General features: G+C 66.5%; 14 protein-coding genes. 10 read left to right on the forward strand and 4 right to left on the reverse strand.

All coding sequences use genetic code 11. The features are described from left to right. The first annotated feature begins 2 nt into the window (after positions 1-2). The 6 genes from JHD82_RS01885 to JHD82_RS01910 are packed head-to-tail and all read left to right on the forward strand — an operon-like array spanning position 3 to position 3,669. The gene (locus JHD82_RS01885) at positions 3-1,931 is read left to right on the forward strand and encodes a replication endonuclease (protein ID WP_199135251.1); all 1,929 of its coding nucleotides are present in this window, start codon (positions 3-5) and stop codon (positions 1,929-1,931) included. Between the two features lie 15 nt (positions 1,932-1,946). After that, complete coding sequence (locus JHD82_RS01890; protein WP_199135252.1) at positions 1,947-2,177, forward strand: hypothetical protein; 231 nt, start codon at positions 1,947-1,949, stop codon at positions 2,175-2,177. 24 nt (positions 2,178-2,201) lie between these two features. Continuing rightward, complete coding sequence (locus JHD82_RS01895; protein WP_199135253.1) at positions 2,202-2,408, forward strand: hypothetical protein; 207 nt, start codon at positions 2,202-2,204, stop codon at positions 2,406-2,408. A 3-nt stretch (positions 2,409-2,411) separates the two neighbouring features. Then, positions 2,412-2,648 (forward strand): hypothetical protein, encoded by a 237-nt coding sequence (locus JHD82_RS01900; protein ID WP_199135254.1) that lies wholly within the window; start codon positions 2,412-2,414, stop codon positions 2,646-2,648. Next, the gene (locus JHD82_RS01905) at positions 2,645-3,355 is read left to right on the forward strand and encodes a hypothetical protein (protein WP_199135255.1); all 711 of its coding nucleotides are present in this window, start codon (positions 2,645-2,647) and stop codon (positions 3,353-3,355) included. Before JHD82_RS01900 ends, JHD82_RS01905 begins: the two co-directional genes overlap by 4 nt. Then, positions 3,352-3,669 (forward strand): AlpA family transcriptional regulator, encoded by a 318-nt coding sequence (locus JHD82_RS01910; RefSeq protein ID WP_199135256.1) that lies wholly within the window; start codon positions 3,352-3,354, stop codon positions 3,667-3,669. The genes JHD82_RS01905 and JHD82_RS01910 overlap by 4 nt, the downstream gene beginning before the upstream one ends. On the opposite strand, the gene JHD82_RS01915 is transcribed toward JHD82_RS01910, so the two are convergent. Beyond that, on the reverse strand, positions 3,626-4,915 hold the full coding sequence (locus JHD82_RS01915; protein ID WP_199135257.1) for an integrase family protein: 1,290 nt from the start codon (positions 4,913-4,915) through the stop codon (positions 3,626-3,628). The genes JHD82_RS01910 and JHD82_RS01915 overlap by 44 nt on opposite strands. A 240-nt stretch (positions 4,916-5,155) precedes the next feature. On the opposite strand from JHD82_RS01915, the gene mutS reads away from it, so the two are divergent. Genes mutS through JHD82_RS01930 form a run of 3 tightly spaced genes read left to right on the forward strand, consistent with a single transcriptional unit; the run spans position 5,156 to position 9,715 of the window. Then, positions 5,156-7,744 (forward strand): DNA mismatch repair protein MutS, encoded by a 2,589-nt coding sequence (mutS, locus tag JHD82_RS01920; protein ID WP_199135258.1) that lies wholly within the window; start codon positions 5,156-5,158, stop codon positions 7,742-7,744. Positions 7,745-7,799: 55 nt separating this feature from the next. Beyond that, positions 7,800-8,858, forward strand: a complete 1,059-nt coding sequence (locus tag JHD82_RS01925; protein ID WP_012204196.1) for a proteasome-type protease — start codon at positions 7,800-7,802, stop codon at positions 8,856-8,858. Beyond that, entirely contained in the window at positions 8,855-9,715 is an 861-nt protein-coding gene (locus tag JHD82_RS01930; RefSeq protein ID WP_199135259.1) for an alpha/beta fold hydrolase, read from the forward strand. Before JHD82_RS01925 ends, JHD82_RS01930 begins: the two co-directional genes overlap by 4 nt. A gap of 140 nt (positions 9,716-9,855) precedes the next feature. Here JHD82_RS01930 and JHD82_RS01935 read toward each other — a convergent pair whose 3' ends face one another. From JHD82_RS01935 to JHD82_RS01945, 3 genes are all read right to left on the reverse strand, one after another. Further along, complete coding sequence (locus JHD82_RS01935; protein WP_012204194.1) at positions 9,856-10,296, reverse strand: MarR family winged helix-turn-helix transcriptional regulator; 441 nt, start codon at positions 10,294-10,296, stop codon at positions 9,856-9,858. 128 nt (positions 10,297-10,424) lie between these two features. Then, positions 10,425-12,413: an acetoacetate--CoA ligase gene (locus JHD82_RS01940; protein ID WP_199135260.1), complete on the reverse strand. Its 1,989-nt coding sequence runs from the start codon at positions 12,411-12,413 to the stop codon at positions 10,425-10,427. A gap of 180 nt (positions 12,414-12,593) precedes the next feature. Continuing rightward, the gene (locus JHD82_RS01945) at positions 12,594-13,421 is read right to left on the reverse strand and encodes an undecaprenyl-diphosphate phosphatase (RefSeq protein ID WP_047473390.1); all 828 of its coding nucleotides are present in this window, start codon (positions 13,419-13,421) and stop codon (positions 12,594-12,596) included. Between the two features lie 193 nt (positions 13,422-13,614). On the opposite strand from JHD82_RS01945, the gene JHD82_RS01950 reads away from it, so the two are divergent. Further along, positions 13,615-13,893, forward strand: a complete 279-nt coding sequence (locus JHD82_RS01950) for a PsiF family protein (RefSeq protein ID WP_043781210.1) — start codon at positions 13,615-13,617, stop codon at positions 13,891-13,893. The last annotated feature ends 105 nt before the right edge of the window (positions 13,894-13,998 follow it).

A 13,998-nucleotide genomic window follows, 5' to 3' on the forward strand; every position in this document is an offset into this window, starting at 1 on the left:
CCATGTCCGCGCTGCTCAACGCCAAGCCCACCGGCCGCCGCCTGCGCACTGCGTCGCAGCAGGAATGGAAGCGCCACAAGCCCAGGCCCCACATGGTGCAAGCCGCCATGCAGGCGCTGGAGAAGGCATTGCCGCCGCAGTGGCTGCAGCCCATCCGCGCCATGGGCCTGGGCAAGCTGGGCGCGGGCGATCTGCCCGAGTGGGCGGCGTGCTTCGACGCGCTGGTGGCCATTGACGACTTTGCAGCGCGCCACGGCAATGCGGCCGAGTGGAATCTGGGTCACGACGAAATATGCCGAATGGCCAAGCGCCTGGCCGAAGAGGTGGCCGAGCTGGATTCAGGCGCCCAGGCGCAGGAGCTGGACTTGCCAGCCCGCGTGGACCTGGTGCGGCTGATGCTGCGCATGATGGGCGTGCAGGAGTCTGCGCCCCTGATCGGTGAGCCTGCCATTCGGCGCGCCATGGACCCCGCATGGTGGCGGCGCCTGCTGCGCAAGCACGTCACGCGCACGGTGGAGGCCGGCGCCGTCAAGCTGGGCGTGGTCAACCGCTTCGCGGGCGGCTATGCCAGCAATGCGACGGTGCGCCGCCGCACCGCACAGCTGGAGCGCAACGCCAAGGCGCTGGAGCGCTCGCTGTTCAAAAACGAGGCCGGCCAGGTGTTCACGCTGGCAGAGCTGGCGGCCCTGTCCCCGTCCAACCCGGTGATTCGCGGCGGCGAGCTGATGACGCGCATCCGTGGCGCCGAGGAATATGCAGACGCCCGCAATCATGTGGGTCTGTTCCTGACGCTGACAGCGCCCAGCCGTTTCCACGCCGTGACGCTGGGCAGCGGCGGCCGGCCCCGCCCCAATCCCCGCTATGACGGCGTGAGCACCCCGCGCGATGCGCAGCTGTGGCTGCGCAACAAATGGCAGCGCGTGCGCTCGCAATTGGACCGCGACGGCGTGCGGATGTACGGCATCCGCGTGGCCGAGCCCCACCACGACGCCACGCCCCACTGGCACGCCCTGGTCTGGGCCGAGCATGAGGCCGCAGCCCAGCGCATTGAGCAGGTCATCCGCGACAAGTGGCTGGCCGACGATGGCGACGAGCGCGGCGCGGCCAAGAATCGAATCAACGTCAAGCGCATGACCACGGGCGGCGCGGCCGGCTATGTGGCCAAGTACATCGCCAAGAGCGTGGGCCATGCGGCCCTGGCTGACCACCTGGATGTGGTGCAAGGCCAGCTGTGGGACGTGGAGCAGGGCGATATGCCCGGCCACCGCCGCGTAGACGCCTGGGCCGCGTGCTGGGGCATTCGCCAGTTCCAAGCCATTGGCATGCCCAGCGTGTGCGTGTGGCGCGAGCTGCGCCGCGTGGGCAAAGACCAGATCGAAACCATGCGCCTGGACGGCGACCGCGCCACCTGGCAGGCCTGGGGCGCATGCCACAAGCACAGCGAGGACATCAAGGCCGATTGGCGCCGCTACATGGAGGCCATGGGCGGCCACTGCGTGGGCCGTGGCCGCTGGCACCTGAGCATTGCACGCCGCCCCGTGCCGGCCGGCGCCGTGAACCAGTACGGCGAAGAGATTGCCCCGGGCCAGGGCCGCGTGGTGGGCCTGGAAACCCGTGCCGGCCGCTGGCTGGTGTCGCGCCGCATTTCCTGGCGCAGCGTGCCCAAGGAAACCGAGACTTTCGACCCCGCAACGTGCACCGATGCCGATAGCGGCAAAGCGCTTGCGATGGGCGCTGACCGCGCGCCGCTGGCGCGCCCTTGGACTGGTTTCAATAACTGTACGGCCCGCCTGCGCGGCGAGACGCTGCGAGCCCTTTTTGGCCGTGGACGCCATGAGGCCGAGGACTGGAACAGCCCTTCGAGCCCGGATTCAGTGCTCTACAGGCCAGCTACCGCCACCGCATCCCCCGCTTCTTCTCGTTGTTCCTGAAAAGGAGGTCTACCCGTGTCCGCATCCATACCCCACGCCCGCCGAACGGACCCCACCGTGCACTGCTGGGCCCGGCCGCTGCACGGCGGCTACGTCAACGCCGTAGGCACGACGCCCGAGCACCTGGCACGCGTGTTCGCCGCCGAGCGCGAGCGCCTTGCCGCCCTGGCCAAACCGCGCCGCCGGCGCGCTGCGCGCCCAGCACCACCAATCTCCCACCCCGCCCAGCTGTCGCTGGTCGCCTGATCACCACCACTACCGAGGACCGCCATGCATCTGCACAACATCACCACCGCGCACAGCTACCGCGCAATCCTGATCCCCAAGGACGCCTGCCCCGAAGAACTGGAGCAACTGGCCGACGCCAAGCTGCTGCCCGTGCTGCAGCTGAAAGCAGCCAGCGCATCCCACGCCACCACCAGCGCCTGCGCCGCCAGCGGCCGGCCCGTGCTGCGCGTCGAGCGCGTGGAGACCTGAGCCATGGCCCAGCCACTGCCCGAACTGACTCTGAGCCAAGTGATGGAGCGCATCAAGACAGCGCGCCAGGGCTTGGCCAGCCGATTGGCCAACACACCAGTACGCGAGTGGGGCGCACAGTCCGTGCGCGAGATCCGCAACCACGAGCAGGAGTTGCACACCACCCTGATGGTGCTGCGCGACTTGGCCAGCGACCAAGGCGCGTTTGCAACGACACCGATTGAGGGAGTCCGCACATGACCAAGACAATAGAAGTCGCTGCCTTGTACGTTGAAACGCGCGGTGCATATTTCGACCTTGACGAAGTCACGCCCTGGGATATCGAGCGCGATGCACGCCAGTACAGCGGCCCACACCCGGTTGTCGCACACCCACCCTGCCAGCGCTGGGGCCGTTACTGGCACGGCGCTCCACGCAAGCCTCATCAGTACCGCCTGGGTGAGGATGGCGGCTGCTTCGCAGCCGCACTTACTGCCGTGCGCAACTACGGTGGTGTACTGGAGCACCCGAAAGACTCTCTGGCATGGAAGTACTTCGGTCTGACGCATCCACCTGCTGCAGGAGGTTGGGTGAAAGCCGATGCTTTCGGCGGATGGACCTGCTGCGTTTGGCAAGGACACTTCGGCCATTTCGCAGGCAAAGGCACTTGGCTCTATGCCGTTGTCGATGCTCCTGACCAATTGCCAGAGCTGATTTGGGGGCCAAGCGACAGCGGCCCAACCATGCAAATGATCGAGCGGTACGGCTACGAAAAAGCGCGTAGGGTGGGCCGCATGGCCCTGGTGGGTGGCAAGGACAAAACCCGAATACGCAATGCCACGCCCCTGCAGTTTCGATCAGTGCTGCTGGCTATCGCAAGAAATGCAAGGAGCACGAAACAGCAAATGCCCTGCACTCCCCATTCCTCTGCATTCAAGTCACTGCCAAAAATGGAGACGCTGGCATGACCCGGCACGAAAGCAACCAGATGATCCTCAACTACCCACCCGCTGGCCTGAGCCGCGAACTGGCCGCCGAGTATGTGTCGCTTGGCCTCACCACCTTTGAAGACTGCGTGCAAAAAGGCATCGCGCCGAAGCCGCGCCAGATCCCAGGCCGGCGCCGAGTCGTTTGGCTGCGCTCGGATCTGGACGCCTGGCTGCAGGGGCTGCCCATCTCCACGCAGCTGCCCCCGGAGAACTGCGGAATCAGGCGCAGCCGTCTGACAAAGGCCCAGGTCATCGCGCAGCAAGTTGCTCCCAGTGTTCCGAAAGCCTTGTGAGCCAGGTGCGCCTCTCCGCATCGTAGGAGTGCCGGTTGTAGGTGCCCACGATGCCGGCGGGCAAGTGGCCGAGCACTGCCTCGGCCACTCCATCCTGGCAGCCCAGGGCCGCCAGTTGCGTGCGCACCGTGCGCCGCAAATCGTGGGGAGCCCAGGGGTCCATATCCAGAACCCGCTCGGGCGCGTAGTTGTAGCGCTTCACCACATCGGGCCGGCTGGTCCAGACCGCTACGCCGATCAGCTTCTGCTCCACATGCATCATCTTGGAGCCGGGTCGGGACGGGAATAGATACCCGGCTCCATAGGCACTGCGCCGGCGCCTGACCACGTCCAGAGCGCGGCCCACCAGCGGCACGCGCAGGTCGGTCAAATTCTCATTGCGCGCCATCTTTTGCTTTTCGCGCGGCACGGTCCACCACCAGCCGTCAGCCTCCTGCTCCACCTCATCGCCGGTCATGGCGATGATTTCGGCGCCACGGGCGCCCGTCCAAAGGTACAGCGTCAGCAGGTCCGCCACCATGGCCGAGAACCTGGGTAGATGGGCGATCAGCTGCGCGACCTCACGGCCCTGCAGCGTTCTGAGCTTCACGCCCTGGTGCTTGCCGTCCACGATCTTCCCCCGACTGCGCAGCTTGCCGCGCAGCACTTGGCGCCACCAGTTCGGCGTCTCTTCCGGCACACGGCCTGCGTCAAGCGCATAGTCCCAGGCCGCGCCAAGTTCTGAACGCAGGCTGTTTGCCAGCACGGGCGTTTTGACAGCCACGCCTTCCAGCAGAGAAAACGCCATGCTGCGCCCAACGTCTGCCGGCTCCAGTGCGTGAATCTTGGTGGTGTAGTTGACCATCAGGCGCCGCGTTTCGGCGCTGCCCTTGGGCTTGCGATGCCGCTCGACGTGCCCCTGCAGGTAGTCCTCAATCAGCTGCCGCACGGTGTAGATGCCATCGCGGCCCCGCACATCGGATCGGGCCTGAGCGACAGCGGCTGCACGCCGCTTTTCCCTGGCCAAGTCCTCACCCGCATCGCGCCTTCGCTTGAGCTGCTCCCACACAGCAAGCGCGCTGGGGTAGCTCATCTCGGGCCATTGGCCCATGGCAATCTGGCGCATGGCGCCGTCCACGGGGCTCTTGTACCGATATGTCCATGTGCGCCGCGTGGCAGTGGCCACCAAGCGAAGGCCCGGGGCGTGATCGACAATAATGTGCTCCCCCGGCTCCAGCGACTTGGCCCGGCGTGCGTTGAAACTCATGGCGCCTCCGTATGCGGCGCAGGTTTCCAAATCGGCCCCAACCTGTTCGGCGTAACTTCCTCAAAAGGACGCCAAAAAACCTACGCCAAGGTGCGCAGTGTAGATGGGTTTGAGCGGGACATAGTTGGACTGTATATAAAAACAGTCAACAAACCTAAGTGATTGATTTCAAAAGTAATGAGCGAAGATATTGAAGTGAATCAGGCACTTAGCGAAATACCTTTGGCGTCACATACGCCAATGATGCAGCAGTACCTGGGCATCAAGATCAACTACCCCGACACGCTGGTTTTCTACCGCATGGGGGATTTCTACGAGCTGTTCTTCGGGGATGCGGAGAAGGTGGCGCGGCTGCTGGATATCACGCTGACCACTCGCGGGCAGACGGCGGGGCAGCCTATTCCTATGGCGGGCGTGCCCTTCCATGCGCTGGAGAACTACCTGGGCCGGCTGATCAAGCTGGGCGAGTCGGTGGCGATCTGCGAGCAGGTGGGCGAAGTGGGCGTAGCCAAGGGCCCGGTGGAGCGCAAGGTGGTGCGCGTGGTGACGCCGGGGACGCTGACCGACAGTGAGCTGCTGTCGGACAAGAGCGAGGCGATCTTGCTGTCCCTGCACACGGCCGGGCGCCAGCGCTGCGGCCTGGCCTGGATGGCGGTGACGCAGGGGCGCATCCACCTGGCCGAGTGTTCCCACGATGAGCTGGGTGCCTGGATTTCGCGCATTGCGCCCAGCGAGCTGATCTACAGCGCGGGCGTGACCGAGCGTTTCGAGCAAAGCCTGTTCGCGCTGCGCCATGGCGGCTCCATTGCCTGCCCGCTGTCGCCGCGCCCCGACTGGCAGTTCGACGGCGGCCTGGGCGAGCGCAAGCTGCTGGAGCTGCTGGGCGCGGCCAGCCTCAAGGCCTGGGAGGCCGAGGACCTGCCGCTGGCCCATGGCGCCAGCGCCGCGCTGCTGTCGTATGCCGAGCACACGCAGGGCCGCAGCCTGTCGCACATCCACGCTCTGCAGGTGCAGCGCGACGATGAGCTGATTGCGCTGCCGCTGGCCACGCGCCGCAACCTGGAGCTAGTCAAGACGCTGCGCGGCGAGGATTCGCCCACATTGTTCTCTCTGCTGGACACCTGCATGACGGGCATGGGCAGCCGCCTGCTCAAGGCCTGGCTGCTGGAGCCGCGCCGCGACCGCACGCAGGCCATGGCGCGGCTGGAGGCCACGCGGGCGCTGCAGGGCGCCAGCGCAGGCGGCATGGCCGCGCCCTGGCAGCAGTTGCGCGAGCAGCTCAAGGGCGTGAGCGATGTGGAGCGCATCACCGCGCGCACCGCGCTGCGCCAGGTGCGCCCGCGCGAGCTGGTGGGACTGGGCCGCACGCTGCACAAGGCCGCCGTGCTGGCCCAGGCCGGGCAGACGCCCTCGGCCCACCTGACCCAGCTGTTTGCCGACCTGCAGCCGCCCGAGGGCTGCGCCGAGCTGCTGGTGCGCGCCATCATGGAAGAGCCGGCCGCCCTGGTGCGCGACGGCGGCGTGTTTGCCACGGGCTACGACGCCGAGCTGGACGAGCTGCGCGCCATCCAGAACAACTGCGACGACTTCCTGCTGGAGCTGGAGGCCAAGGAAAAGCTGCTGACCGGCATTCCCAACCTGCGCGTGCAGTTCAACAAGGTGCACGGCTTCTATATAGAGATCACCAACAGCTACAAGGACGCGGTGCCCGAGCGCTACCGCCGCCGCCAGACGCTGAAGAACGCCGAGCGCTACATCACGCCCGAGCTCAAGGCCTTCGAGGACAAGGCCCTGTCCGCGCAGGAGCGGGCGCTGCAGCGCGAGAAATTGCTCTACGAGCAGCTGCTGGACCAGTTGCAGCCCCATGTGCCGGCGCTCACGCGCGTGGCCGGCGCCATTGCCGCCATCGACGTGCTGTGCACGCTGGCCGAGCGCTCGCTGACGCTGAACTGGTGCGCGCCCGAGTTCGTGAACCATCCCTGCATCGAGATCGAGGCCGGGCGCCACCCGGTGGTGGAGGCCCGCATGGCCGAGACCTCCAGCGGCAGCTTCATCGCCAACCACACGCGCATGAACGCCAACACGCGCATGCAGATCATCACCGGCCCCAACATGGGCGGCAAGTCGACCTATATGCGCCAGGTGGCGCTGATCGTGCTGCTGGCCAGCATGGGCTCGCATGTGCCGGCGTCCAGCTGCCGGCTGGGGCCCATCGACGCCATCCACACGCGCATCGGCGCGGCCGACGACCTGGCCAATGCCCAGTCCACCTTCATGATGGAGATGACCGAGGCCGCGCAGATCCTGCATTCGGCCACGCCGCACAGCTTGGTGCTGATGGACGAGATCGGCCGGGGCACCAGCACCTTCGACGGACTGGCGCTGGCCAGCGGCATCGCCACCCAGCTGCACGACAGGACGCGCGCCTTCACGCTGTTTGCCACGCACTACTTCGAGCTGACCGAGCTGCCGGCCAAGGCACGCGCGGCCGTGAACATGCATGTGAGCGCGGCGGAGTCCGGCCAGGACATCGTCTTCCTGCACGAGATCCAGCCCGGCCCGGCCAGCCGCAGCTACGGTATCCAGGTGGCCAAGCTGGCGGGCATGCCGGCCGGCGTGCTGCACCACGCGCGCCATGCGCTGGAGGCACTGGAGGCCCATGCCGACGAGGGCCGCCTGCAGGTGGACCTGTTCGATGCGCCCGACATGCCCGAGCCCGAAAGCCGCCACGACCCGCTGGCCCAGGCGCTGGCCGCCATCAATCCCGACGCACTGAGCCCGCGCGAGGCGCTGGAAGCCCTCTACCAGCTCAAGAAGATCGCCGCCTGAACGCGGTCAATCGCCTCGCACTAAACTTGCCATTTCCGCAGATTCGGACGCTTCCATGACTTATTGCGTTGCCATCAAGCTCAACGCCGGCCTGGTTTTCCTGGCCGACTCGCGCACCAATGCCGGCCTGGACCAGATCAGCTCGTTCCGCAAGCTCATGGTCTACGAGAACCCCGGCGACCGGTTCATGGTGCTGCTGTCGGCCGGCAACCTGTCCATCACCCAATCGGTGCGCGAGCTGCTGGAGAGCCAGCAACTGCGCGACGAGGCCACGGGCGACATGCTGACCATCTGGAACGTGCGCAGCATGTTCGACGCGGCCCGCGTGCTGGGCGCGGCCGTGCGCCATGTGTACGAGCGCGACGGCGTGGCGCTGTCGCGCTCAGGCGTGGATTTCAATATCTCGCTGGTGCTGGGCGGCCAGATCCAGGGCGAGACCATGCGGCTGTTCCAGGTGTATTCGGCCGGCAACTTCATCGAGGCCACGAGCGAGACGCCCTACTTCCAGATCGGCGAGTCCAAGTACGGCAAGCCCGTGCTGGACCGCGTGATCACGCCGCGCACGCCGCTGGACGAGGCCGCCAAGTGCGCCCTGGTGTCCATGGACAGCACGCTCAAGTCCAACCTCTCGGTGGGCCTGCCGCTGGACCTGATCGTGTACGAGAAGGACCGCTTCGCCTCCGACAAGATCGTCAGCATCGACGAGAGCAATCCGTATTTCCGCATGCTGCACGACAGCTGGGGCGAGCGCCTGCGCCATGTCTTCGACAGCATCGAGGACCCGGCCTGGGATGGCGGCGCCTCCGAGGTGCCCATCCGCGTGCACAGCCGCCAGGCCCAGCCGCTGACCAAGGTCAACGCGCCGGCAGGGGCCCTGCGCTCGTCGGCGCGCAGCATGGGCCGGCTGCCGCCTGCGGCGCTGCGCCAGCCCTATCACAGCGGCACGGGCGCAGGCCTGGGCACCTCCACGGCCGACGGGCTGGCCACCTCGCCCATGACGCCCCTGCAGCCGGGCCCGGCATCGCCCATGCGGCCGGACGCCGGGCAACCCTCCGGCCACCAGCAAGGCATGCCGGATGCTCCGGACCGAACCGGCCAGGAGCCCCAGCCGTGAACGCGGCCCGGCCCGCGCTGCGGGCCGACAGCGACGCGGGCACGGAATCGGCACCGCTGCCCGTGGTCTTCTCGCATGCCAACAGCTTTGCGCTGCCCACATACCGGCTGCTGTTCTCGCTGCTGGACGAGCGCGGCATCGCGGCGCAGGGCGTGGAGCGCTTCGGCCATGACCCGCGCTTTCCCGTCACCAACAACTGGCCGCACCTGGTCGAGCAACTGGCCGAGTTCACGCGCGCCGAGGTCGAGCGCGTGGGCGGCCCGGTCTTTCTGGTCGGGCATTCGCTGGGCGGTTTCCTGAGCGTGATGACGGCTGCGCGCTACCCCGAACTGGCGCGCGGCGTGCTGCTGATCGACTCGCCCCTGCTCAGCGGCTGGCGCGCCAACGCCGTGGGCGTGGCCAAGCGCACGCAGCTGGTGGGCTCGGTCTCGCCGGGCAAGATCAGCGCCCGCCGCCGCAATGCCTGGGACAGCGACGAGGAGGCGCTGGCCTACTTCCGCGCCAAGAAGGTGTTTGCGCAATGGCACCCGCAGGTGCTCCAGGACTATGTGCAGGGCGGCCTGACCGACCTGGACGGCCGGCGCACGCTGCACTTCACACGCGAGGTGGAGACCGCCATCTACAACACCTTGCCGCACAACCTGGCCTCGCTGCTGCACCACCATCCGCTGCGCTGCCCGGCGGCCTTCATCGGCGGGCGTGCCTCGGTGGAGATGCGTCAGGTGGGCATGGACCTGACGCGCCGCATCACGCGCGGGCGCGTGATGATGCTGGACGGCAGCCACCTGTTCCCCATGGAGCGGCCCCACGCCACGGCCGCCGCCATCGAGGCCGCACTGCTGAACATGCAAACCTGAGCGCCGTCCGGCTCGGTCCGAGATCCGGATGGAAACCCTGGACCATGCGGTGGTGCTTGAACCCCTTGGCGCCTTCCTCAAGGATCAGGCCCCATCGGCGTTCACGGCAGCGGGCGAGGGTCTTGTCGATGGCGGGCCGGCTACCCGGCGCAATCGATCATCTTGTGAAGCAGGCGCAGCAGCTGCTGCTTGTCTTCAGCGCTCAGCATGCGGCTGGCCTCTTGCTCCAGAATTTCCACCTGCGCCGCCGCCTCCTCGTGCAGGCGTTCGCCCTCGGCCGTCAGATACAGCAGCGACAGGCGCCTGTCCGCAGGATCGGCCTCGCGCCTGAGCAAGCCGCGCACCTGCAGTCTTTCCATCAGCGCCGCCATATTGGGCTGGGAAATCATCACGGTCTCGGCGATCTGGCGCTGGGACGCGCCGGGATTGGCCGAGATCAGCGACAGCACGGCAAACTCCGACGGCTTGAGATCCAGCGCCAGCATGTGCTTCGCGTAGTGAGGCCTTACGGTGGCATGGGCCAGGCGCGTGCAGTGGCCCAACTGCTGCATCAGAAAATTCTGCTGGAGTGCTGACTTCATGGGCGATGTGGTGGCTCGGTCAAAGGTGGGGCTAGGCGCATCGAATCGGGCCTGGCGGACCTTTCGATAGAGACGGTCATGGGTTTGTCTCCTGCGTCATGGATGAAATCGGCCAGGGTCGCCGGACCTCAGGCCAGCGGGACCCGTGCCCGGTATTGCACGAAGAAATCGATGCTCCGCGGATTGGCCATGGCGTCGGGGCTGGCCACCTTGGCGGCCTCGGCGCCCAGCAGCAGCTTGCGCACGGGCAGTTCCATCTTCTTGCCCGTGAGAGTGCGCGGAATCTCGGCGACCTGGATGACCGCATCGGGCACGTGGCGCGCAGAGGCGTGGGTCCTGATGGCATCCTTGATCCGGGCCACCAGCGCATCCGTCAGCACCAGGCCCGGGGCCAGCACCACGAACAAGGGCATGAAAGAGGGGCGCCCCAAAAACTCCAGGTCCACGACGAGGCTGTCCAAGACCTCGTCAACTTCCTCGACGACACGGTAGATCTCGGCCGTTCCCATGCGGATGCCGAAACGGTTGATCGTGGTGTCCGAGCGGCCGTAGATCACGGCCGACCCATGCTCGCTGAACGAGATCCAGTCGCCATGGCGCCAGTAGCCGGGAAAGACGTCGAAGTAGCTTTCACGGTAGCGCAGGCCATCGGCGTCGTTCCAGAAATACAAGGGCATGGAAGGCATGGGTTCGGTGATCACCAGTTCGCCCACCTCGCCGGTCACGCTGCGCCCTTGCTCGTCAAAGGCGTGCGCGGCGACGCCCAGCTCACGGCACTGGATCTCGCCCGCACGCACGGGCAGCAGGGGCGCGCAGGCCACGAAGCCCGAGGCGATATCCGTTCCACCGCTGACCGAGGCCAGCCACAGATCGCGCTTGACGTTCTCGTAGACCCAGCCGTAGGCCTCCAGCGGCAGCGCCGACCCCGTGGAATTGATGGCGCGCAGTTTCTCGAAACGGCGGCCCCGGGCGGGCACCACGCCATCCTTCATGGTCTTGGCCAGAAAGGCCGCGCCGCAACCGAACAGCGTGACCTGCTGGCGATCGATGAAGTCCCACAATGCGCCATCGTCGGGCGAGGTCGGGTTGCCATCGGACAGCACCACGGTGGCGCCAGCCAGCAGGCTGCCCACCATGAGATTCCAGACGATCCAGCCCGTGCTGCCCAGGAACATGAAGCGGTCGCCGGGCCGCACGTCGTGCTGCAGCCCATGGGTCTTGAGGTGGGTGAGCACAATGCCGCCATGGCTGTGCACCATGGCCTTGGGCAGTCCCGTGGTGCCCGAGGAATAGACCACCCACAGCGGGTGCGAGAACGGCAAGCGCTCGAAGACCGGCTCTGCGGGCCGGGCCAGCGCGTCGGCCCAGGCCAGGACATTGCGCCAGGGCAGCTCGCATGCGGGGTCCCCGGGCCTGAACAGGGGGCCGGGCACGTGGATCACATGGCCTATCTCGGGCAATCCCCGCAGCACCTCGCCGAGTACGGCGCGCCGATCGAAACACCGTCCCCCGTAGACATAGCTATCGGTAGCGAAAATCAGCTTGGGACCGATCTGCTGGAAGCGGTCCAGCACCACGGAAACGCCCATCTCGGGCGCGCAGCTGGACCAGATGGCGCCTATGCTGGCACAGGCCAGAAAGGCCACGACCGCCTGGGGCACATTGGGCAGGTAGGCCACGACGCGATCGCCGCGGCCCAGGCCGAGCTCGCGCATCCGGGCCGCGAGCGCCGCCACGTCACGCTCCAGCTGCCGCCATGACAGCTCCACCGGCTCGGCGCCTTCGCAGCGCGCGATGATGGCCGGGTGCTCGTAGCTGGCGCGCCGGAACACATGCTCGGCATAGTTCAGGTGCGTGTCGGGAAACCACTGCGCGCCCGGCATGCCCCGCTCACCGAGCACGCGCGTCGGGTCACCGTCGGCCATGACCTGGAAGAAGTCCCAGATCGAGCGCCAGAAGCCATCAAGATCCGTGACCGACCACTGCCACAGCTCCTGGTAGCCATCGAAGCGCATATCCCTGGCCGCGGCCAGCCAGTCCATGTAGCGCGCCAGGCCGCTTTGCGCGACCTGCTGCGGGCTGGGACGCCACATCAACTGCCCTTGTTCGATGGCCATGGCAACCTTCAGAAAAAGTTATAAAAAAACATATTTTTTATAACCATAGAACATCATCATTTTCAGAAGTACAGGGGTTTCACGGAGCAACCACGCGCCCGCCATGCGAGTGATCCCCCGGGCCCATGCCGAAAAAAAGCCACCCGAAGGTGGCTTGTCCCATCGATGGCCCGGCCCTGGTCAGCCGCCGCTCCAGTTGACCAGGCCCGTGAAGGCCGTGACCAGCACGATGATGCCGAAGGCGATGCGGTACCAGGCAAACGGCACGAAGCTGTTGGTGGAGATGTAGCGCAGCAGCCAGCGCACGCACAGCCAGGCGCTGATGAAGGAGAACACCAGGCCCACGGCGAACATGGGGATGTCGGCCACCGACAGCAGGGCGCGCTCCTTGTAGAGGCTGTAGACGCCGGCGCCGATCAGCGTGGGAATGGCCAGGAAGAACGAGAAATCGGTGGCCGCCTTGCGCGACAGGCCCATGAGCATGCCGCCGATGATGGTGGCGCCGCTGCGGCTGGTACCGGGAATCATGGCCAGGCACTGCACCAGGCCGACCTTGAGGGCATCGAGCGGCGTCATCTCGTCCACGGTCTGCACGCGCGTGGCCGATGCCGGACGGCGCTCGGCCCACAGGATGACGAAGCCGCCCAGGATGAAGGTGGTGGCCACCACGGTGGGCGTGAACAGGTGCGCCTTGATGAACTTGCCGAAGATCAGCGCCAGCACCACGGCCGGCAGAAAGCCGATGATGACGTTCAGCGTGAGCCTTTGCGCCTGGCGGCTGGTGGGCAGGTCGACCACGGTGGAGCGGATCTTCTGCCAGTACACCAGCACCACGGCGAAGATGGCGCCGGTCTGGATGGCGATGTCGAAGACCTTGGCCTTGGCATCGTCGAAGCCCAGCAGCGAGCCTGCAAGGATGAGGTGCCCGGTGGAAGAGATGGGAAGGAACTCCGTCAGTCCCTCCACGATGCCCATGATGGCGGCCTTGACCAGCAAAAGAATGTCCACGGCAAGCGTCCTGTCGCAATGCAAAAGTGCGCCATTATCTGCGCTGGCCGTGGCCTGCCGGCGTCCGCCTGCCCGCCTGTCAGCGGCAATCGCAAACTTTTACAACGCCGGGCCCGCAACGTTGCTGCGCGCCCGGCACTGTGCTGCAATGTGGGTGCGCTGGACTTCAGCGCGCCTTCAAAACCATTCCATCATGAAAAAAATCGTTGTTCTGGCAGTTGTCTCCCTGGCCTGCAGCATGGGCATGGCCGCAGGGGACAAGGCTCCCACGGCCCAGCAAAAGCTGATGGGCACCTGCAACACCGAAGCCACCGGCAAGAAAGGCGATGAACGCAAGGAGTTCATGAAGTCCTGCCTGTCCGACGGCAAGAAGCGCCAGCAGGAACGCATGAAGACCTGCAACGTGGACGCCACGGGCAAGAAGGGTGATGAGCGCAAGGCGTTCATGAGCGAGTGCCTGAAAAAGGATTGACCCCCTGAGCGGCTGCGCCGCTTCCCCCTTCTCGCTTCGCGGAGGGGGACGACACCCTCGGTGCGGGGCGGCCCTTCCTCGGTGTCCCTCGCTTTGGGGCGCGCC

This window comes from Delftia sp. ASV31 (assembly GCF_016428765.1).
Classification (GTDB): Bacteria; Pseudomonadota; Gammaproteobacteria; order Burkholderiales; family Burkholderiaceae_C; genus Comamonas; species Comamonas acidovorans.

Excerpts from the sequence above, each read along its gene's own strand:
- JHD82_RS01935 (WP_012204194.1), bottom strand. The coding sequence starts at position 10,296 with ATGAAGTCAGCACTCCAGCAGAATTTTCTGATGCAGCAGTTGGGCCAC.
- JHD82_RS01895 (WP_199135253.1), top strand. The coding sequence starts at position 2,202 with ATGCATCTGCACAACATCACCACCGCGCACAGCTACCGCGCAATCCTG.
- JHD82_RS01925 (WP_012204196.1), top strand. The coding sequence starts at position 7,800 with ATGACTTATTGCGTTGCCATCAAGCTCAACGCCGGCCTGGTTTTCCTG.
- JHD82_RS01900 (WP_199135254.1), top strand. The coding sequence starts at position 2,412 with ATGGCCCAGCCACTGCCCGAACTGACTCTGAGCCAAGTGATGGAGCGC.
- JHD82_RS01950 (WP_043781210.1), top strand. The coding sequence starts at position 13,615 with ATGAAAAAAATCGTTGTTCTGGCAGTTGTCTCCCTGGCCTGCAGCATG.
- JHD82_RS01940 (WP_199135260.1), bottom strand. The coding sequence starts at position 12,413 with ATGGCCATCGAACAAGGGCAGTTGATGTGGCGTCCCAGCCCGCAGCAG.
- JHD82_RS01910 (WP_199135256.1), top strand. The coding sequence starts at position 3,352 with ATGACCCGGCACGAAAGCAACCAGATGATCCTCAACTACCCACCCGCT.
- JHD82_RS01905 (WP_199135255.1), top strand. The coding sequence starts at position 2,645 with ATGACCAAGACAATAGAAGTCGCTGCCTTGTACGTTGAAACGCGCGGT.
- JHD82_RS01915 (WP_199135257.1), bottom strand. The coding sequence starts at position 4,915 with ATGAGTTTCAACGCACGCCGGGCCAAGTCGCTGGAGCCGGGGGAGCAC.
- JHD82_RS01885 (WP_199135251.1), top strand. The coding sequence starts at position 3 with ATGTCCGCGCTGCTCAACGCCAAGCCCACCGGCCGCCGCCTGCGCACT.
- mutS (WP_199135258.1), top strand. The coding sequence starts at position 5,156 with ATGATGCAGCAGTACCTGGGCATCAAGATCAACTACCCCGACACGCTG.